At 66.9% G+C, this 20993-nt stretch carries 14 protein-coding genes and 1 riboswitch; all 14 genes read left to right on the forward strand.

The window, feature by feature from the left end; genetic code table 11:
- Positions 1 to 148: 148 nt before the first annotated feature.
- The 14 genes from F2P46_RS10830 to F2P46_RS10895 all read left to right on the forward strand — a co-directional run bounded on the left by F2P46_RS10830 (position 149) and on the right by F2P46_RS10895 (position 20971).
- Entirely contained in the window at positions 149 to 892 is a 744-nt protein-coding gene (locus F2P46_RS10830; protein ID WP_229509222.1) for a penicillin-insensitive murein endopeptidase, read from the forward strand.
- Complete coding sequence (locus F2P46_RS10835) at positions 889 to 2835, forward strand: leucine-rich repeat domain-containing protein (RefSeq protein ID WP_166888760.1); 1947 nt, start codon at positions 889 to 891, stop codon at positions 2833 to 2835. Before F2P46_RS10830 ends, F2P46_RS10835 begins: the two co-directional genes overlap by 4 nt.
- A 202-nt stretch (positions 2836 to 3037) precedes the next feature.
- The gene (locus F2P46_RS10840; protein ID WP_166888763.1) at positions 3038 to 4618 is read left to right on the forward strand and encodes a DUF2138 family protein; all 1581 of its coding nucleotides are present in this window, start codon (positions 3038 to 3040) and stop codon (positions 4616 to 4618) included.
- Positions 4615 to 5283, forward strand: coding sequence for a DUF1175 family protein (locus F2P46_RS10845; protein ID WP_208296578.1), 669 nt, complete (start codon positions 4615 to 4617; stop codon positions 5281 to 5283). The genes F2P46_RS10840 and F2P46_RS10845 overlap by 4 nt, the downstream gene beginning before the upstream one ends.
- A complete protein-coding gene (locus tag F2P46_RS10850; RefSeq protein ID WP_166888765.1) occupies positions 5280 to 9869 on the forward strand; it encodes an alpha-2-macroglobulin in 4590 nt (1529 codons plus the stop codon). Before F2P46_RS10845 ends, F2P46_RS10850 begins: the two co-directional genes overlap by 4 nt.
- 29 nt (positions 9870 to 9898) lie before the next feature.
- Positions 9899 to 11566 carry a DUF2300 domain-containing protein gene (locus F2P46_RS10855; protein ID WP_229509223.1) on the forward strand — a complete coding sequence of 556 codons (1668 nt, stop codon included), beginning with the start codon at positions 9899 to 9901 and terminating at the stop codon, positions 11564 to 11566.
- Positions 11567 to 11583: 17 nt separating this feature from the next.
- Entirely contained in the window at positions 11584 to 12336 is a 753-nt protein-coding gene (locus F2P46_RS10860) for a DUF2135 domain-containing protein (RefSeq protein WP_166888770.1), read from the forward strand.
- A 131-nt stretch (positions 12337 to 12467) separates the two neighbouring features.
- Complete coding sequence (locus F2P46_RS10865) at positions 12468 to 12833, forward strand: hypothetical protein (protein WP_166888771.1); 366 nt, start codon at positions 12468 to 12470, stop codon at positions 12831 to 12833.
- A gap of 67 nt (positions 12834 to 12900) precedes the next feature.
- A complete protein-coding gene (locus F2P46_RS10870; RefSeq protein ID WP_166888773.1) occupies positions 12901 to 13269 on the forward strand; it encodes a hypothetical protein in 369 nt (122 codons plus the stop codon).
- Positions 13270 to 13347: 78 nt separating this feature from the next.
- Positions 13348 to 13573: riboswitch (cobalamin riboswitch) on the forward strand.
- A 149-nt stretch (positions 13574 to 13722) separates the two neighbouring features.
- Complete coding sequence (locus F2P46_RS10875; RefSeq protein ID WP_166888775.1) at positions 13723 to 13920, forward strand: CbtB domain-containing protein; 198 nt, start codon at positions 13723 to 13725, stop codon at positions 13918 to 13920.
- Entirely contained in the window at positions 13911 to 14663 is a 753-nt protein-coding gene (locus tag F2P46_RS10880; RefSeq protein ID WP_166888776.1) for a CbtA family protein, read from the forward strand. Before F2P46_RS10875 ends, F2P46_RS10880 begins: the two co-directional genes overlap by 10 nt.
- Positions 14664 to 14666: 3 nt before the next feature.
- On the forward strand, positions 14667 to 15002 hold the full coding sequence (locus F2P46_RS10885) for a ferredoxin (protein WP_166888777.1): 336 nt from the start codon (positions 14667 to 14669) through the stop codon (positions 15000 to 15002).
- Complete coding sequence (locus tag F2P46_RS10890; protein ID WP_166888778.1) at positions 14992 to 19077, forward strand: cobaltochelatase subunit CobN; 4086 nt, start codon at positions 14992 to 14994, stop codon at positions 19075 to 19077. Before F2P46_RS10885 ends, F2P46_RS10890 begins: the two co-directional genes overlap by 11 nt.
- Before the next feature lie 10 nt (positions 19078 to 19087).
- Complete coding sequence (locus F2P46_RS10895; RefSeq protein WP_208296579.1) at positions 19088 to 20971, forward strand: magnesium chelatase subunit D family protein; 1884 nt, start codon at positions 19088 to 19090, stop codon at positions 20969 to 20971.
- The last annotated feature ends 22 nt before the right edge of the window (positions 20972 to 20993 follow it).

Below are 20993 nucleotides of genomic sequence, written 5' to 3' on the forward strand. Positions count from 1 at the left end.
CACCTGGCCGGGCGGGGTGGGGAAGCGCGCATTCTTGCATCGCAAAATGACCTGCTCATGACAGTCGCCTTGCGCAAGCACGCGCGATGCGCAAGAATGGTTCTCTTTTAACGACACTGCCGGCGTCCCGCGCGCCCGGCTTGGCACCATGTTGCGTCAATCTCTTGCTGTATTTTCCGGGCCGGCACGCGCCATCGCGATGCTGGCCTTTGGCTTGGGCGCCTTGAGTGCGCACGCCGCGCCGGCCAGCCAGTGCTTCGGCAGCGTGAGCAAGGGGCGGCTCGAAGGGGGTGTCAAACTGCCGGTATCGGGGCCGAATTTTTCCGCCTACAGCGCACAGGCGATTGCCGCCGGCCGCACCCATGTGCATGCGACGGTGGCGCGCATCATCCTGGACGCGTACATGGGCGCGCACGCGGCAACGCCGGCCGCCAGGTATGTGTACGGCGAAACCGGCATGGCCAACGGCGGGCCGTTCGCGCCGCACAAGACCCACCAGAACGGGCTGTCGGCCGACTTCTTCGTGCCGGTGCGCGATGCGAGCGGCGCGCCGGCCTCGCTGCCGGCCAGCGCCGGGAACCACTACGGCTACGACATCGAATTCGACGCCGATGGCCGCTACCAGGACTACCGCATCGACTTCGCCGCCTACGCCGAGCACCTGTACCAGCTCGACGCGGCCGCCAGGGCGCACGGCGCGGCGCTGGGGCTGGTGATCGTCGATCCGCGCTTCATGCCGGCGCTGCTGGCCAGCGCGCGCGGGCCGTGGCTGCGAACGCACATCCCGTTCATGAAGGGCAAGCCATGGGTGCGCCACGACGAGCATTTTCATGTCGATTTCAAGCTCGCCTGCGCGCCGCCTGGCGCGGCACCTGCGGGGCGCCAGCCGTGACGGGCGCCGTGCCGCGCATCGTTCCGGCCGGCGTGGCCGTGCAAGCGGTGCTTGGGCCGGTCGACGACCTCAAGGCCCTGCTGGGCGCGTACTCCATGGACGATGACGAGATGGTCGCCATCCTGGTCGACGGCGACTGGTCGTGCGCGACCGACGGGCCGCTGACGATGGCAGAACTGTGCGGCGACCTGGCCGCGCACCATGCGGACGATAAAATCCTGTGCGCGATTGTCATCACGGGCAACCTGCACGCGCCCGGCGTGGTCCTGTGCGACAGCGACCGTGACTGGGCGCCGTCGCTCATCGTCGGCGGCACCGTCACTGCGCGCAGCCTGAGCCTGGGCGGGGGCGCCACCCGGATCGGTGGCGACCTGGCGGTCGGCAGCACCATCTACGGCTTCTACAACCACGGCTCGCTCGACGTGGGCGGCGGCACGCGCGCCCACGCCATCGTCTGCGCCGACTTTTACATGACGTTCGCCGGCCCCGTCGACTGCGCGCATGTGGCCTGCACGCGCGGGTGGCTGACCATCCCGGTACATTTCGAAGGGGAAGCGATCAACCGCATGCTGCTACCCGACTTGCTCGATTCGGCCAACTGGCCGATCGATGAACTGGTCAGGCAAACGCTGGAAGAAGGTCGTTGCGTGCTGCTCCCGCCCGCGCAGATCGGCAAACAGCCGCCCGTCACGGTCAGCCGCGCCGGGCGTGCCCGGCTCGCGCAACTCGACCTGCAAGCCATCGACGGGCCGGTCCTCAGGCTCGACCTGTCCAAATGCGACCTCAAGACCGTACCCGAGTCGATTACCCGTTTTGCCGGCGCGAGCTGGCTCAGTCTCGCCGGTAACCGGATCGTCCGGGTGCCCGACTGCGTCGCGGCACTGCGCGAACTCGAGGTGCTCGACCTGTCCGACTGTGGCCTGGCGGCGCTGCCCGACTGGCTGGCCCGCCTGCCGAAGCTGCGCGTATTGCATGTCGCCGGCAACGACCTGACTGCGTTTCCCGCCATCGATGGCGGCTTTGCGGCGCTGGAGGAACTCGATATCGGCCATGCGTTCAGCCGCAGCGACGAGCATGTGGATTGGGCGTTCAACGTGTCACTACGCGGTTTTCCCGCGCTGCGGCGCTTTGCCAACCGCCTGAACATCAAGGATGGCGCCAGTATCGCCGCCGCGCATGAAGGCTGGTACAGCCCGACCCTGGAGCACCTGCACATTGCGCCCGAGATGGCAGGCCGGATGCCCGACTGCCTGGCGCGCATGCCGCAACTGCGCTCGCTGGACTTGCAGATTGCCGCTGCGATGACGCCATCGGCCTTGCGGGTGTTGTCGGCCATGCCCTGGCTGGAAGCGATCCAGTTCAGCTACTGCGAACCGGGATGCGCCTTCCTGTCCGCACTGCGGGCGGCCTTGCCGGCCACCCTGATCCGCTGGAACACCGTGGGCGGGCAGGCGGCGTCCAGTGCGCACAGGGAGATCGACAGCCTGATTTATCGCGACAGATTGGACGAGGCCTTGATTGCGGTGGAACGCCACATCGGCAGCAGCGGCGGCCTGTATCCCTGCCTGCCGGCGTCGGACCACGAAGGGACTCTGCGCCGCAAGCTCGATATTCTCAGCGCCATGGCGCGCCTGTGCGACGATGCGCCGCTCAAGCGCCGCCAGATTGGCGCTGCCGCCGACTGGGCTGCGAGCATGATGGCGCGCTACGCCGGCGTGTCGGCGCCGACCTTGTGGCGCCTGGGGTATGAGCTGGGGAGCGACCATGCCAACTGCCAGATCACGCAAGCGTGGTGGCTGATCCGGCGCGAGGCGCCCGACCACGCTGGCGCGACGGCGCTGCTGGTGGCGATCGAGCGCGAGGTCGCCGCGCATGCCCCGCACCGGCATATCGCCGAGCGCTTGCAACAGCGCATCGCCAACCTGCGCGCGCTGATGGCCTGACACCGGGGGCGGGGGATTGCCATGGTGGCCAGGTCGTCGCACTTGGGAAGCTATCCTCACGCCGTGTGGCCGAAAACTCACGCGCAGGTGCTAACGCATCGCCTGTCGGAATGTTTACTTTCTTCCGCGACATGAAAATGATACTCTACGCTATTATGCGAAAAACATCATTACCTCCGCCGCCAGTCACCATCGATACACTATGAACAAGAAAAAGTTGGGAATCATCGCTGCGGGCGTCGCCCTGTGCGCCGCCGCCGTGGCTGGCTATGCCATGTTCGGCTGGAAGAAAGCGCACCACGGCAAGGGCCTGAACATCGACTTGTCGCAGCCCGACGCGCTGATCGTGACCAAAAGCCTGTCGTCGCTGCCGCGCGACCTGCTCACCATTCCGCTGGCGCGCGACGTGCTGCGCGAGGATTTCGTGTTCTATTATGAGCAGAATGGCGACAAACTGGGCCTGCAGGGCGCCTTGCGCCGCATCGCCTATGAACATCAACTGGGCTGGGGCGACCAATTGATCCGCACGGTGCTCGACGAGCCGGCCGACGTGGCCTTGTGGCGCGAAGAAGACGGCTCGCTCAAGCACTTCGCCATCGCCGTTTCGCGCAACAGCATGACGCGCCTGCTCGAACAAGCGGGCAAGGTCGCGCTCAAGGACACCCAGATGACGCTGGCCGGCGAGATTCGCGTCGAGGGCGACAAGGTCGCGCTGTACTCGCTCAATTACGCCCACAAGCGCACCTTGCTGATCGCCGCGCGCGGCACGCGCATGGTGATCCTGTCCGATCCGGCCATGGTGTTCGGCGCCGACGGCAAGGCCGACGGCAAAGCCGAGACGACGGTGGCCAACCTGCTCGCCGCCGATCCGAAAAAACAGCAGGCCTTGCGCCAGCAGTTCCACCTGGACGCCCAGCCGGTCGACGGTCACAGCGTGGCGGTCAAGGCCGACGTGCTGGCCTTCGGCTACCAGCCATTCTTCGGCGCGCTCGACGCGCTGCGTTTCGACTTTACCAAGGGCCAGTGGCAGACGCGCGCGCTGGTCGACGCCGGCAAGCTGGCCGCCGGCGGCTACGACAACCGCGCCCTGTGGCCGGTGCTGCCGCATAATCCGGCCGCCTGCTTCGCCTTGCCCGCGGATTGGGCCGCCATGAAGACGGTGCTGGGCGACGTCGACGCGTCGTCCAACGTGGCGCCACTGTCCGAACAGTTGACGGGACCGGCCGCCGTCTGCTGGTACGGCACCTCGCGCCTGTACACGCCGCTGGTGGTGGCCACCCGCAAGGCGGGCGGCAGCGACGAGCTGTATGGCGCGCTGTTCGCGGCCGCCATCGGCAACAAGAAAAGCGGGGCGGTGCAAAAATCGGCGGGCCCGAACGGCGCCACGCTGTGGCAGCGCGAAGTCGCCACCGGCATCGGTCCCCAGCATCCGACCCTGGCGGTGAGCGGCCAGACCGTGCTGTTTTCGCCAGACCGCAAGCTGGTCGAACAGGCGCTGGCGGTCGCCCGCAAGCAGGCCCCGGCGATTGCCGACCGCCTGAGCGATTCCTCGCGCACGGTGGGCCTGATCGCGCCGTCCGCGCTGGCCGAGTTGATCCGCAAGGAAGCCTTCGACGCGCTGCCGTCCGCGCGCGAGCCGGTGCTGCGCGCCGCCGCCGACGCGCACCTGGTGCCGCGCCTGAACGCGCTCAAAAAATATCCGCCATACCGGCTCGTGCTCAAGTCGCTGCCCGCCAGTGGCGTGAGCTGGCAGCAGGTCGAGTGGCAGGCGATCGATAAATGATGGCAGTCACCCGCCGTCACCTGCTCGGCCTCGCCGCCGGCTGCGCCGTGCTGCCGTTGGCGCGCGCGCTCACCGGCGCGCCGGCCGCCGCCATGCCCGCCTACCTGTCGAAGGCGCAGAGCCGCGCCTTCCAGGCGTGGATGCTGCGCATCGTGAACGCGCAGATGGAGCAGGGCCCGTCGCCGCGCTGGCAACACCGCGACTGCGCAGGCCTGGTGCGCTTTGCCGTGAACGAGGCGCTGACCGTGCATGACGCCCGGTGGATGCGCGCCAACGGCATCGGCAGCGACGGCCAGCTGCCGCCCGAACTCGAACTGACGCCGGCCCAGCAAGTGCTGCGCAACCGCTGGGTGCAGACTGGCGGCACGGTCGGCCATTATGTGTCGGCCATCGGCCTGGTGCAGAACAACAGCCGCTTCATCGGGCGCGACGTCAATCAGGCGCAGCCCGGCGACCTGCTGTTTTTCGACCAGGGCGACGAACATCACCTGATGGTCTGGATGGGCGCGCGCATCGCGTACCACACCGGCACCGTCACACCGAACGACAACGGACTGCGTACCGTTGATGTCCCACAACTCAAAACCTGGAAGGACACGCGGTGGCAACCAGCGGTCGACAATCCCAATTTCGCCGGCATGTTCCGGCTGGCGTTTTTAACATGAACAATCCGATCACGCGCGCCATGGCGCTGCTGGTGCTGCTGTGCGCCTTCGTGCCCGCGCTGGCGCCGGCCCAGGAGGCCGAGGCAGTCGAGGCCCAGGCCAAGCCCGCCGAGGCCAGCGCCGCACCGTCCGGCACCAATTACACCAGCTTCAAGGGCGAACCGTTCTTCCTGCTGTCCGACGCGGCCTACGGCAGCGGCGAAGTGGCCAAGGTGCGCCTGGAAGTGCCGGGGCGCGATATGGCGCGCTCCAACCTGGAGGAGTACGGCGGCGTCGATGTGCTGGTGTACCGCGTGCCAGAGCCGCTCGAGTTCCTGAAAAAGCAGCGCAACCTGCATCGCGTGCAGGTGGCCGGCAATTACAAGGGCGAGGGCTTGCTCAACACCCTGACCATGCTGTGGGACCGCTGGTGGAAGCAGTCGCGCATGGCCTGGCGCAAGCTGTTTTCGAACGATGCGCGCGAGGCGGTCACCAGCGCCCAGCCCAAGCTGGCCACCAGCGAATCGATCACGCGCCCGGTGCCGTTCCGCCAGCAGCCGCAGTACGAGCCGCTCAAGGGCTACGATCTGGTCGACCGCTTCCGCTACCCGGTCTGGAAGGCGCAGATCATCACGCCGCCGGCCGGCATCAAGATGGAAGGCTCGAGCAGCGAATTCATGGCCACCAGCGCCGGCAACGTGATGATCCCGATCGGCCAGCGCAAACCGGGCCTGTACCTGGTCGAGGCGATCATCGGCGAGCACCGCGCCACCACCCTGGTGTTCGTGTCGGACACGATGGCCATTACCAAGGTGTCTGCCAACCAGATGCTGGTGTGGGCCGCGCGGCGCGACAACGGCGCCGCGGTGCCGGACGTCGACGTCACCTGGACCGACGGCAGCGGCGTGCTGCAATCGGGCCGCACCGGCGCCAATGGCGTGGTCTCGCTCGATCGCGGCAGCCCTGAGCACACGTATGTGATGGGCGAAGACCGCAGCGGCGGCGTGTTCGTGTCCGAGAATTTTTACTACGACAGCGAAATCTATAACACCAAGGTGTATGCCGTTACCGACCGTCCGCTGTACCGGCCGGGCGACGAAGTCAACGTCAAGTTCATCGGCCGCGAATTTACCGGCGCGCGCACCTCGCAGGCGGCCGTGACGGCGCCGCTGGCGCTGACCGTGTTCGATCCGAACGGCACGCCGCTGCTGACGCATTCACTGCAACTGATCGGGGAAACCGGCAGCGATACGCGCTTCCGCCTGCCCGACAACGCCGGCGCCGGCGGCTACGAACTGCGCTTCACCTACCGCGACACCCAGTACGGCGCCGCCTTCCGCGTGGCCGACTACGTCAAGCCGCATTTCGAGATCAACCTGGTCCCGGCCAAGGCTGATTTCAAGACTGGCGAAGATGTCAAGGGTCGCATCGAATTGCGCTACCCGGACGGCACGCCGGTCGCCAAAGCCAGCCTGTCGCTGACCCTGCGCGCCCAGAAAAACGCCATGGTCGAAGGCGAATTGCGCTACAGCGGCGCGTTCCCGGTCGAATTGAAGACCCAGGAACTGGTCAGCGACGGCAAGGGCAATGTCGATTTCGTCCTGCCGCAGGCCAAGGACCCGTCGCGCTACATCCTCACCGTACTGGCCTCTGACGGCGCGGCCTACCGCGTCAGGAGCACCCGCGAACTGATGATCGAGCGCTCGGCCAGCCAGTACACGGTCAAGGCGCAGCGGCGCTTTTCCGCGCCCGGCGAAACGGTGCGCTTCGACGTTGCGGCCGAGGCCACCGCAGGCGCCAAGCCGGTGCGCTGGGAGATGATCCAGCTCGAAAAGCAGACCAAAACCGAGGGCGTGTTCGACGCTGCCAAGCCGACCTGGGATGTGAATTTCCCTGCATCGGGTTCGTATCAACTGAGCCTGCGCGACGCCCAGAACAACCTGGTCGGCGGCACCAGCCACTGGGTCAGCGGCCAGGGGCTGGCGGCCACGCCGGGCAGCATCGAGATCGTGCTTGACCATGAACGCTACCGCGCCGGCGACACCGCCGAAGCGCTGATCACCTTCGCCGACCCGGTCGACCAGGCCTTGCTGACGCTCGAGCGCGACAAGGTCGAACAGGTTGGCCTGCTCACCGCCGGCGCCGACTGGATCAAGCCGGTGCGCGTGGCGCCGAACCAGTGGCGCGTGAAGATTCCCGTCAAGGACGACTACGGCCCGAACATCACGTTCTCGGTGGCGTACACGCGCAAGGGCGACTTCGTGTTCCAGAACGCCGGCATCCAGATCGTCGAGCCGCGCATCGCGCTGCAGTTCAAGACCGACAAGGAAGTCTACCAGCCGGGCGAGAAGGTCACCATCGACGTCACCGCGCAAATGGACGGCAAACCGGTATCGACCCTGGTCACGCTGGGCGTGGTCGACGAAATGATCTACGTGCTGCAGCCGGAGATCGCGCCCGATATCGGCGACTTCTTCTACCACCCGCGCCGCAACAACGTGCGCACCACCGCCAGCCTGTCGTTCATCAGCTACGACCTGGCCGCCGGGCGCAGCGCCGGCGCCCCCGCGCGCCATAACTACAATGAGCGTGGCGTCAAAGTGCTGGAACGCCCGCGTCGCGACAATGTAGACACGGCCCTGTGGGCGCCCGCGCTCAAGACCGACGCCGACGGCCGCGCGCGCGTCACCTTCACCATGCCTGACGCACTGACGCGCTGGCGCATCACCGGCCGCGCCATGGATGCGCAGGGGCGGGTCGGCCAGCACAGCGGCTATCTGCGCTCGGACAAGAACTTCTTCGCCAAGTGGACCGCGCCGGACTGGATGCGCGTGGGCGACGCGCCGCAGGCATCGGTAGCGGTGTTCAACCAGACCGCCAGCGACCAGCCTGTTGAAGTAACCCTCACCGCCGGCGCGGTCGTCAAGACCGAGAAGATCACCGCCCGCCGTGGCGTGAACTATGTGCAGTTCCCGCTGCCGGCCTACAGTGGCCCGATGCGCCTTGAAGTCAAACAGGACGGCAAACTGGTCGACGCGCTCGACACCGACGTGCAGGCATTGCCGGCCGCCTGGAACAGCCCACGCACCCTGAGCGTGCCGCTGACCGGCGCTAGCGTGCCAGTCACGCTGCCGGCGGACGCGCGCAATATCCGCGTTTCGTTCGCCAGCGGCGCAGCCAGCCACTTCGCGCGCATCGCCGACGACCTGATCGAGTATCCGTACGGTTGCGTGGAACAGACATCGAGCCGCCTGATTCCGCTGGCGCTCGGATTGCAGAACCTCGGCCCGGAAGCCGGCCCGGTGCAACTGCGCCTCTTGAACACCTTGCAGGCGCAGCGCCTGCGACTGGTGTCGATGGCTGGTCCGGAAGCGCAATTCGGCTGGTGGGGCAATGCCACGGCCGGCAATTCGCTGATGACGGCCTACGCCTATTACGCCGACTGGTACGCGGCGCGCGCGCTGCGCATCGAGATGCCGCCCGAGCACTGGCAAGGTTTGCTGGCCATGTACGGCAAGGAAGGCCTGAAAGAGCCGGTGCTGTACCGTGCGCTGACCCTGTGGCTGGCGCAGGAAATGGGCTTGCCGGTCAAGACGCTCGCTTCCGGCCTGGCCGACGAACTGGCCAAGACAAAACTCGACGCCAAGCCGGCCGCGCTGGCGCCGACCAGCAGCATGCTGCTCACCGCCGAAAGCGGCAACTCGCAGGCGCTGACCCTGGCCCTGCTGTCGGTGATCGCCGCCAACGATGGCGTGGCGCTCGTCCCCGAACTGCAGGAGCAAGTCAGCGCCGCGTGGACCACCTTGCGCGCCAACCCGGCGCCACTGGCGCAAGCCTTGCTGATGCTGGGCGGGCAGCTGCCGGCCAGCCAGGCCGACGCCGTGCTGGGCGCGGTGCGCTCCGACATGGCGACCCTGGACCGCGCGCTGACCTTGGTGTGGGTACAGAAGAAGCTGGGCGGCCCGCCGGCCGCGAAAGACGCCGGCGTCGCGCTCACCGGCACCTGGCAGAAATCGGCCAGCCCGCTCGGCCAGGCCTTGTTCCGCTGGCAGCCTGTGAAGGGTGTGCCGACCCAGTTGCAACTGGCCGAAGCCGCGCCGGAGAACACGGTGGCCATCATCCAGTACGACAGCCGCGAAGCGGAAACGCATACGCTGCCGGTCAAGATCGAGCGGCGCCTGATGCGCATGGAGCAGAAGGACAAGACCTTCAGCCCCGTGCCCGTGAAAAACGGCGAGGCGTTGCGCACCGACGCGCTGTACCTGGACGAAATCACGCTCACGCCGGCGGCCGGCGCGAAGTACCGCTATGGCCTGCTCGAAGTGGCGCTGCCGCCCGGCGCCTCGGTCGAGGCAACCACCTGGGGCATGACGCTCGCCGGCGAGAAAAAGGAAGCGCTGGAAGCTGCGCGCCATGAATCGCGCCGTGAAGGCTACGTGGTGCCGGTCGAGCCACTGGCCGAACCGCTGCGCGTGCGCCATCTGCTGCGCTTTGCGCAAAAAGGCAGTTACGTGCTGCCGCCGGCGCGCTACTACCGCATGTACCAGCCCGAGAACAAGGCGCTGGAAGGCGAGGGCAAGACCATGCGCACCTTGCAGGTCGAATAATGCCGGCATGGCGGTCAAGCCGATGCGCATTGGCGCTGGCGCTGTGCGCACCACTGGCGCAGGCGGCCACGCTCGATGTGGCGTGGTGGCGCGACGGCCAGCTCACCGCGCTGCAGCTCGACGACAAGGGCGGCAGCAGGCGCGCGCCCTTCGACGGCGCGCGCCAGGTGCCGCTGGGCAGCCTGTGGAAGCTGTTCGTGTACGTGTATGCGATCGACAAAAAAATGCCGACCCCGGACTACACCTGCGGCGGCCAAAAGAACGAGGAAGTGTACTGCTGCACCGCCGGTAAAAGCATCGCGCGCGACCTGGCGCTGGCGCAGTCGTGCGGCCTGTTTTTCTCGCCGGCCCGGTTAATGCTTACGCGTCGCCCGTGGCAGCAATATTGGAGCGAGCGTCTCGGGCGCGATGCGAGCGGCGAATACGACTGGCTGGCCGACCCGGCCAACCTGGCGCCGGAACGCCTGGTCAGCCTGCGCAGCCTGATGCTGGCGCTGGCCAGCATTCCGGCCGACAGCCGCAAGGACGCCGAGTCGGCGCTGCTGCACGTGGTGCTGGGCGCGCGCGGCGTCAACACCGCCAGCTGGTTCGGCAGCCGCCTGCGCGTGAAGACCTACTCGTGGCACCATCCGCAGCGCACGACCGAGCGGCTCGGCGGCGCGGCCGGCTGGCTGGCCGATGGCACGCCGCTGTGGTTCGGCGGCGCCGACACCAGCAGCCGCATCCTGGAAAAATGGGCGCCGCGCCTGGCCAGTACCTTGCCGTCGGCGGCGGCGCCACTTGACGCGGGCTGCGTGGTGGTCGATTACTTCGCGCGCTATCCGATCAAGGCGGTGGCGGCAGGGCGCAACGCCGCCGTGCCGGGACTCCTTCGCGGGCCGTACCAGGTGCGCTTCAAGAACGGCCGCAGCCTGGCGTTTTTCAGCCAGAACGACATGGTGCTGGAGCGCGATCCGCAGGGCCGGACGCGCCTGACCGGACGATTCGGGGTCAACGAGTACGTGGCGCGCGTGATCGACCGTGAGGGCGGTACCAGCGCGCCGGAGGCAGCCAAGGCGCTGGCGGTGGCGGCGCGTACCTATCTGCAGCAGAACGCGCAGTGGGCCGAGGGTTGCCAGCGCATCGCCGACAGCAGCGCCACGCAGCGCGTCGCTCCCCAGCCGGCCAGCGTGGCGGCGCGCGCCATCGCCGACTGGACCGACCAGCTGGTGCTGTCCGGCGTGAACGTGCGCTATCACGCCGATACGGCGTCGAAGGACACCATGGCGTGGAGCCAGGCGGTGGAAGAGGCGCAGCGGGGAATGCGTTTCGACGCCATCCTGACGGCGGCCTATCCCGGCGCCGACCTGACCACGCTCTCGGGCGGCGACTCGCAGCAGTGCGTGCGCCTGCCCGGCGCGCAGGCGTGGCTGGCGCGCGAACTGCCGCAGTGGGAGCGCGTGCTGCGCAAACAGGCCGGCTACGAAACACCGGCCGAACCGCCGGCGGTATGCCATCTGGTGCGCGGTGCGCCGTATTCGGAGCAGTCGCGTAACCGGATCTATTTGCGCGGCCTGGCCAGCCGCGAAGACCGCATCACCCTGGCGCACGAGTTCCTGCACCTGGGCCTGCGCAACCACCCGAGCGGGCAGGATGAAGTCCTGGTCGAACAACTGGCGCGGCGCCTGGTCGATACGCGCCTGGAAGCGCATCAATAATCCCACCACACCTGATCATGAAAATACTGTTGATATCCGCACTGCTGTTGTCCACCACCGCCCTGGCCCAGGTGAAGATCGACTCGCCCAACAGCGGCTGGCGCAATTCCAAGGGCGCCAAAGAGGCGTATTCGCAGGATGTGAATTATCCGGCGGCGTCGGTCAGCGTGCAGGAGGGGCAGAGTCCGACGGCCGAGATTCGCGGGCGCATCGGCGGCAAGGGCAAGAGCAAGCCGGCCACCCTGGTGGTCAACGGCGTGGCGATGCCGATGGCGGTGCAGGAAGATGGCAGCTTCGCGCGCCCGTATGCCTTCGGACGCGGGTCGAACAGCGTGGAAGTGCGCTCGCCCGACGGCAAGGCGCGCAATCGCACCCAGTTCCTCGATTCGTACGCCGGCAAGACCCAGTCGCGCCTGCGCGTGGTGCTGTCGTGGGACAGTGACGGCACCGATGTCGACCTGCACGTGGTCGCGCCCGACGGCGGCCACTCGTGGTACGGCAACCGGGTCATGCCCAACGGCGGCGCGCTCGATGTCGACGTCACCACAGGTTATGGCCCGGAGATTTTTTCCAGCGCCGCGCCGCCGAAGGGGAACTACCACGTCTATGTGAACTATTACGGGGCCGGCCAGGACAGCGGCATCCTGACGGTGGCGCAGGTGGCGATCATCACCAACGAAAATTCACCGAACGAGCGCCAGGAAGTGGTGCGCGTGCCATTGCGCGCGCCGGGCGAACTGACCTTGGTCAAGTCGTTCGTTTATCCTTGACCTGCGCTCCGAAAACAACGCCCTTCATCGGCGCTTTGACAGTTTTTGAAAGGCATGTAAAACTGTCGTCAGGAAATACGATCCTGGCTGCGTACCGACCGCGCCAGTCTTCTGACGAATTGGGAGTGCAAGTGAGTACTGCAGCATGGATCTACGATGCCAGCATCGTTATCAGGAACGCCCGGCAACCGGAGGCGTTCAACGCGATTCGCACATCGTTCGAAGGATGCGACTCCTTTTTCGCCGAACGCGCACGCGCCGAACGGGACTTCCCGGCTTTCCTTGAATCGATCGGCTTCACCAGCCAGCGCCAGGAAGGCGCGCTGCTGATCGACGGCGGCGATATCGAGATCATCACCAACTGGCTGATTCGCCTGTTCGACACGCTCGGACCCTTCGTCGAAGCCGGCGGTGTGCTGGAGATCCGCGACGAAGAAGGCGAGCAGATGACATTCTGCTACGACGGCAAGCAGATGGACATCGAATTCAGCGAGTAATGCAAGGCGCCGGCGCGCCGCTTCATGCTACATTGGCACCCCATCAATTTTGAAGGAGTGCTGCGTCATGCCACCGAATCCCGACATCGCCTCAATCCGCGCCGACCTGCTCGACGAGATGGCTGCCTACATGGAGCGCTGCGCCGAAGACCCGGACAACGAGCCCCCGTACGGCAAGGCCGAAATCGACGAGTGCGCGAATATCCTCGACGCATACGCCGCCGCCATCGACAAGCTCTCCAAGCCTGCCGATCATGCAGCGATCATGAAAGAAGTTGAACGCGTCGTCGTGGCCCTCAACGAGTTCGATGAACGCGCCGGCGGCGTGATCGAGACCGAAGAGCGCGAAAAACTGTGTGACATCATCTACCTGGTTGCCAAGGATGCCGGCCTGCAAGCCGACGAAGACATCACCGAACAATGGCGCGACTGGTAAATACACGCACCGCGACGCGCACTGCGACGCCCACCTCGCGCGCAACCTTGCAATTTATATAGTCCAGACCTATACTTCGCCGGTAGTCAAGCTTCTGGTTCTGGCAAACGATCGTTTGCCGGATTAAATGGGAAGCCGGTGCGCTCCTCCACGGAGCAAAGCCGGCGCTGCCCCCGCAACGGTAAGCGAGTCAAGGATGTGTATCACGCCACTGTGCAAAGCATGGGAAGGCGCATATCCCGGAAGTGGGCTTTGGCCCCGCCACTCGCCAGCCCGGAAACCAGCCGAAGCGGTAAGTCGTTTGTATCGCGGAGGGCGATCCAGGTGGATCGCTGCGTACCGCACCCATCTCATGTTCCTTCTCTTCGTACAAGCCCCCGGTTGCCGGCCATGGCAAGACGCGCGCGTCTGCATTGGACTGGCTCTATGCGCAGTGCTTTTGGAAGGAATGCCATGTCGTCGATCCGCAGCGTCACCCCCACCTTTGACGAACAAGTCCCGTTTACCGCCATCAAGGAGCGCATCGTGCAAGCCATGTGCGCCGCCAGCCTTGGCGCCGTGCTGCTGTTCGGCGCCGGCTTCGCCTCGATGGAAACGCTGCACAACGCGGCGCACGACAGCCGTCACTCGGCCGGCTTTCCATGTCACTGATTCGCACCGCGCCCTCAACGGGCCTGGGCACCTTTAACCGCATTCTCGCCAGCGCGGCGGCGGCCGGCATCCTGGCCGGCCTGCTTCTGACCGGCGTGCAGCAGGTGCAAGTGGCGCCCATCATCCTGCAGGCCGAGGTGTTCGAAAGCGCCGCGCCCAAAGCGCTGGAAGTGGCCGCGCCGCACAGCCACGCCGACGCCACGCCGCACGAGCATGCGGAAGGCGGCGCGCATGAACACGGCGGCTGGCAGCCGGACGACGGTCTTGAACGCACCTTCTACACGGCGGTGGCCAATATCAGCGCCGGCGTCGGTTTTGCGCTGCTGCTGGCGGCGGCCATCAGCCTGCACGGCCGTGCAAGCGGCTGGCGCGCGGGCCTGTTGTGGGGTGCGGCCGGCTACACGGCGTTCTTTGTTGCGCCCTCGATCGGCTTGCCGCCCGAGCTGCCGGGCACCGTCGCCGCGCCGCTGCTGGCGCGCCAGCTCTGGTGGACCGCCACCGTCGCGGCCAGTGTCGGCGGCCTGGCGCTGCTGGTCTTCGCCAAAAACTGGCCGCTCAAGATCGCAGGCGCCTTGCTGCTGTTCGTGCCGCACCTGATCGGATCGCCGCAGCCGGCGCTGCATTCGAGCAGTGCGCCGCCCGAGCTGGCACGCAGCTTCCTGTACGCGACCTTGCTGGCGAATGCCGCCTTCTGGCTGGCCATGGGCGCGCTGTCGGGCTACTTCTACAAGAAGTTCGGCTGACCGATGCGCACCCACGACCGGCACGTGTTCATGTGCGTCGGCCCGCGCTGCACCGAAAACGGCGTGCAGGCGCAGGCCGTGTTCGAGCATATGGGGCGCGAGATTGACGCGCATCCGGACTTGTGCGTCAAGCGCACCCGCACCCACTGCATGGTCGCTTGCCGCAATGAAGGGCCGATCGTGGTGGTGTATCCCGAAGGCGTGTGGTACCGGCGCGTCGACGAAGCGGCGGCCGCGCGCATCGTCAGCGAACACCTGATTGGCGGCGCGGAAGTGACCGACCTGATTTTCCATCGCATCGGCGAAGGCGACACACTCGTGGCGGACAATGACACCTGATTTTCCTCAAGGCCCGACGCCCATCGCGCTGCTTACCCACGCATCGAACGACCTGACGGTCCTGCACCACGCCGTAAGCCAGTTGCCGCCCGAGTTCGGCGCGGTGGCGGGCGTGAACCTGCAAGGGCTCGACGCTGATGGCGGCGCCACGGCGCTGCTCGCGCGCGAGGTGCAGGGCGCGCGCATCATCATCTTGCGAGTACTCGGGCGACTCGGCAGCGTCCCCGGTTTTGCCGACCTGGTAAGCCACGCGCGCCGCACCGGCCAGCACCTGATCGCCATCAGCGGCACCGGCGAGCCCGATCCGGAGCTGGCCGCGGTGTCGACCGTCGCACCGGACGTGCTGCAACAAACACTGAACTACTTCCATTGCGGCGGCAGCGGCAACCTGGCGCAGTTGCTGCGCTATTTGTCAGATCATCTGCTGCTGACCGGATTCGGGTACGAAAGCGCGCTGGCGCTGCCGGAACACGGCATTTATCATCCCGACCTGGCGCAGGGCGCCGGCATCGACGACTGGCTGGCGCTGCGCAAAGCCGGCGCGCCGAGTGCCGGCATTGTGTTCTACCGCGCGCATTGGATGAGCGGGAACACGCGCTTCATCGACGCGCTGCTCGACGCGCTGGAAAAGCGCGGCATGAACGTGCTGCCGGTGTTTACGTCGTCCTTGCGCAGCGGCGCCGGCGGCGGCGGCGAGCTCCCGGACGCGCTGCGCTACTTCAGCGATGCGCGCGGGGTGCATATCGACGTATTGATCAACACGACATCGTTCGCGATGGGCGAGATTACGCCTGGCGGCCCCACGCCGGCCGGCTGGTCGGTAGGTGTGCTGGAAACGCTGAACGTGCCGGTGCTGCAAGCGATCACCAGCGGCATGACCCTGCCGCAGTGGGAGCAGTCCGCGCGCGGACTCAATCCGCTCGATACCGCGATGAACGTGGTGCTGCCCGAATTCGACGGGCGCATCATCACCGCGCCGGTGTCGTTCAAGTCGCGCGCCGCCGGCCTGCAGGGCGACGCGGTCGAATACGAGCCGGTGCCGGACCGGGTGGCGCGCGTGGCCGGCATCGCCGCGCGCTTTGCACGCCTCAAGCACGTGCCCAACGTCGAGAAGCGCGTCGCCTTCATGTTCACCAATTCGAGCAGCAAGGCGTCCCAGATCGGCAATGCGGTCGGGCTGGACGCCCCGGCTTCGCTGATGCGCATCCTGGACGCCATGCGCGATGCCGGCTACGACGTCGGCCAGCCGCCCGCCGACGGCACGACGCTGATCCACGACCTGGTTGCGCGCTGTTCGTACGACCAGATTTACGTGACCACCGAGCAGTTGCGCAACGCCGCCGGCCGCGTGCCCGCCGCGCTGTACGCGCAATGGTTTGCCGAGCTCACGCCCGACATGCAGGAGAAAATGAGCGGCCAGTGGGGCGCGGCGCCGGGCGAAGCGTATGTGTGCGACGGCCACCTGGCGCTGGCCGGTATCGAATTGGGCAATACCTTCGTCGCGTTGCAACCGCCGCGCGGCTACGGCATGGATCCGGACGCGATCTATCACCAGAGCGACCTGCCGCCGACCCACCATTATTACGCCCTGTACCGCTGGCTGCGCGATGTCTGGCGCGCCGACGCCATCGTCCACGTCGGCAAGCACGGCACGATGGAATGGCTGCCCGGTAAAGGGGTGGGCCTGTCGCAGAACTGCTTCCCGGACGCCTTGCTGGGCGACTTGCCGCTGTTTTACCCGTTCATCATCAACGATCCGGGCGAAGGTTCGCAGGCGAAGCGGCGCGCGCACGCGGTCGTGGTCGACCACCTGACGCCGCCGATGACCACCGCCGATACCTACGGTGCGCTGGCGCAGCTCACGCAACTGGTCGACGAGTATTATCAGGTCGAAGTGCTGGACCCGGCCAAGCTGCCGCTGTTGCAGCAGCAGATCTGGGAACTGGTCAAGCAGACCAACCTGAATGCCGACCTGCAGGCGCGCCTGCTGCACCATGATCATGATCATGACCATGATCACGATCATGGACACGGCCATCACCATCATCACGACCATGATCACGATCACGATCATCACCACGAAGAAGACGGCGAGCTGCCGGCCGCGCTGGCGTCGATGGGTGGCTCCGACGTGGCCCACCTGATCGAGGATCTTGACGGTTATCTGTGCGAGCTCGGTTCTGCCCAGATCCGTGACGGCCTGCACATTCTCGGCGGCGGTCCGGACGCGGAACAGATGCCGGCCATGCTGGTATCGCTCACGCGCCTGCCCAACCTGGATATTCCGGGCCTGCAGGCCGAAGTGTCGAAACTGTTCGGCCTGACGATGGACCTGCTGCTCGATCAAAAGGGGCGCCGCATCAACGTGGCGCCGGCACTGGCGCGGCTGGCGCAGTGCGCCGTGGTCACGCGCTCGGATGCGCTCGACGCCATCGACGCCTTGTGCCTGCGCTTGTTTACCGAACTGGCGGCGCGCGAATACCGCCCGGCCGCCATCGATGAAGTGCTCAACCTCGTCTTTGCCGACATCGACGGCGACCAGGTGGCCGCGCCGCTGCTGCAACCGGCCATGCGGGTCAAATCGAGCATGCTCTCGCAAATGGGCAAGGCACGTCCCGCGCCCGCTGCCGTGCGCGCTGCTGTTTCCCCCATCGCGCCGGCCGCGCCGGCAGTCGATCGTTTCGACGCGCTGCGCAAGGTGCTCGGTTTCGCGTGCAGCCAGCTGGTGCCGAACCTGGCGCGCGCCACCGACGAAATCGACAACCTGATCAATGGCCTGTCCGGCGAATACATACCGGCCGGCCCAAGTGGTTCGCCCACGCGCGGCATGGCGCACATCCTGCCGACGGGGCGCAACTTCTACTCGGTCGACCCGCGCAGCGTGCCGTCGCAATCGGCCTGGCGCGTCGGCCTGCAACTGGCGCACGAGGTACTGACGCGGCACGAGCGCGAAACCGGCGAGTATCCCGAGAGCGTCGCCATCAGCATCTGGGGCACCAGCGCAATGCGCACCCACGGCGACGACGTGGCCCAGATCCTGGCGCTGCTCGGCGTACGCCCGGTATGGCGCGCCGAAAGCCGCCAGGTGAGCGGCGTGGAAGTGATCCCGCTCGACGAACTGAAACGCCCGCGCATTGACGTTACGACCCGCATCAGCGGCTTTTTCCGCGACGCGTTCCCGCAACTGATCGACCTGATCGACGATGCCGTGAACACCGTCATCGCGCTCGACGAACCGCTCACGCACAACTTCGTGCGCAAGCACTACCTGGCCGAACTCGGAGGCTGGATAGAGCAGGGACTGAGCCCGGAAGAGGGCGCGCGGCGCGCGTCGTACCGCGTGTTCGGCGCCAAGCCGGGCAGCTACGGCGCCGGCATCCTGCCCTTGATCCAGCACAAGAACTGGGAAGCCGACGCCGATTTCGCCGAAGCCTACGTCAACTGGGGCGGCTACGCCTACGCGCGCGGTGAACAGGGCGCCGACCAGCGCGACGCCTTCAAGGTGCGCCTGTCCGGCGTGCAGGTTGCCCTGCACAACCAGGACAACCGTGAACACGACATTTTCGACAGCGACGACTACCTGCAATTCCACGGCGGGATGATCGCCACCATCCGCGCGCTGACCGGCCAGCAGCCGCGCCACTACTTCGGCGACAGCGCCGATCCGGCGCGCGCGCAGGTGCGCGACCTGAAGGAAGAAACCCTGCGCGTGTTCCGCTCGCGCGTGGTCAATCCCAAATGGCTGGCCAGCATCCAGCGCCACGGTTACAAGGGCGGGCTGGAACTGACGGCCACCGTCGACTACCTGTTCGGCTACGACGCCACGGCGCAGGTCATGGACGACTGGATGTACGAAGACGTCGCCCAGGCCTACGGCTTCGACGACACCATGCAGCGCTTCCTGGAAGAAGCCAATCCGTGGGCGCAGAACGCGATTGCCGAACGCCTGCTGGAAGCGGCCAGCCGTGGCATGTGGGCCGAGCCGCGTCCGGAAACACTGGCCAAGCTGCGCGAACTGTATCTCGATAGCGAAACCCTGCTCGAAGCGCGCGGCGAAACGGCGCGCAATGGATAAGATGAAGATCATGAACTTTCCGTTTTCGGCCATCGTCGGCCAGCCGCAGTTGCAGCGCGCGCTGATGCTGTGCGCGGTCGATCCCGGCATGGGCGGTGTGCTCATTCGCGGCGACAAGGGCACTGCCAAGAGCACGGCGGCGCGCGCGCTGGCCGACGTGCTGCCGCATATCGACACGGTCGCCGGCTGCGCCTACAACTGCGGCGCCGGTTCGGTGTCCGAGCACTGCGACGCCTGCGCCAGCGGCGCGCCGCGCCTGGCCCCGGTGCCATTCGTGACCCTGCCGCTGGGCGCGACCGAAGACCGCGTGATCGGCAGCGTTGATCTTGCGCGCGCCCTGCAAGGTGGCCAGCGCGTGTTCCAGCCTGGCTTGCTGGCGGCGGCGCACCGGGGCGTACTATATATAGATGAAGTCAACCTGCTGGCCGACCATCTGGTCGACGTTCTGCTCGACGTGGCGGCGATGGGCGTCAATTCGGTGCAGCGCGAAGGGCTGTCGATCCGCCACCCGGCGCGTTTTACGCTGGTCGGCACCATGAACCTGGAAGAAGGCGACCTGCGCCCGCAGCTGCTGGACCGCTTTGCCCTGATGGTCGAAGTGGCGGCCCCGCGCGACAAGAAAGTGCGCTCGGAAGTGGTGCGCCGCCGGATCGCCTTCGAAGCCGATCCCGCGGCATTTTGCGCGGCGTGGGAAGAGCAGCAGCAGGCCTTGCACCGCCAACTGGCCGAAGCCCAGCGCCTGCTGCCGCAGGTAGCGCTGGACGACGCCATGCTGGACCTGATCAGCCACTTGTGTTGCGAATTCGAGGTAGCGAGCCTGCGTGCGGACATCGTCATGCATAAAGCGTCGCGCGCCCTGGCCGCGCTGGACGGACGGCTGCAAGTCACGCCGGCCGATCTGCGCAGCGCGGCCGAACTGGTGCTGCCGCACCGGCGCCGCCGCAAACCCTTCGAACAACCGGGCCTCGATCATGACCGCCTGGACGAATTGATGCGCGACGCATCGCCGCCGCCGCCCGCGCAGGACGACGCCAGCGAATCCGACGACGGCGAACAGACGCCATCCGATGAACAAGGCGAAGAGCAGGTGTTCGCAGCCGCGCCCAGCGCCGCCGCGCCGCGCATCGTGGTCGAATCGACCTCGGGCCACAGCAGCGCGGGCCGCCGCAGCGAAGCGATGGGCGCCGCGCGCGGAAGAGTGGTGCGGGCCGTGCCCGACGAGCAGCCGACCAGCATCGCCATCGGCGCGACTTTACTCAGCGCCGCCATGCGCGAGCCGGGCCACGTGCAGGTCACGCGGGCCGACCTGCACCAGCAGATCCGGGTCGGCAAAAGCGCCAACCTGATCTTGTTCGTGGTCGACGCCTCCGGCTCGATGGCCGCCCAGCGTCGCATGGAAGCGGTCAAGGGCGCCGTGCTGGCCCTGCTGACCGATGCGTACCAGCGGCGCGACACGGTGGCCGTGATCTCGTTCCGGGGCCAGTCGGCGCACCTGCTGCTGGCGCCGACGGGTAGCGTGGACCGTGCGGAGCAGGGCTTGTCCGACCTGCCGACCGGCGGGCGCACGCCCCTGCCGCACGCGCTGCACCTAGCGCTCGACACGCTGGAAAAATCGGCCCACCGCGCCCCGGCGCTGATGGTGCTGCTCACCGATGGCAAGGCCAACGTACCGCTGGCGGCCGATGGCGACGCCTGGCGCGAGTCGCTCGACCTGGCCGGCAAGCTGGCCGAACGCGGCGTGCCCGCGCTGGTGCTCGATACCGAGAGCGGCTATTTGCGCCTCGGACGCGCCGCGCAACTGGCGCACACCCTGGGCGCCGAATGCCTGACGCTCGAGCAGCTGTCGGCCGACAACCTGGCGCTGACCATCCGCGCGCGCCTGGCGCCCACCTGACAACACAGAATATGAGGAGCAG

Source organism: Massilia sp. CCM 8734, assembly GCF_011682155.1.
Classification (GTDB): domain Bacteria; phylum Pseudomonadota; class Gammaproteobacteria; order Burkholderiales; family Burkholderiaceae_D; genus Telluria_A; species Telluria_A rubra.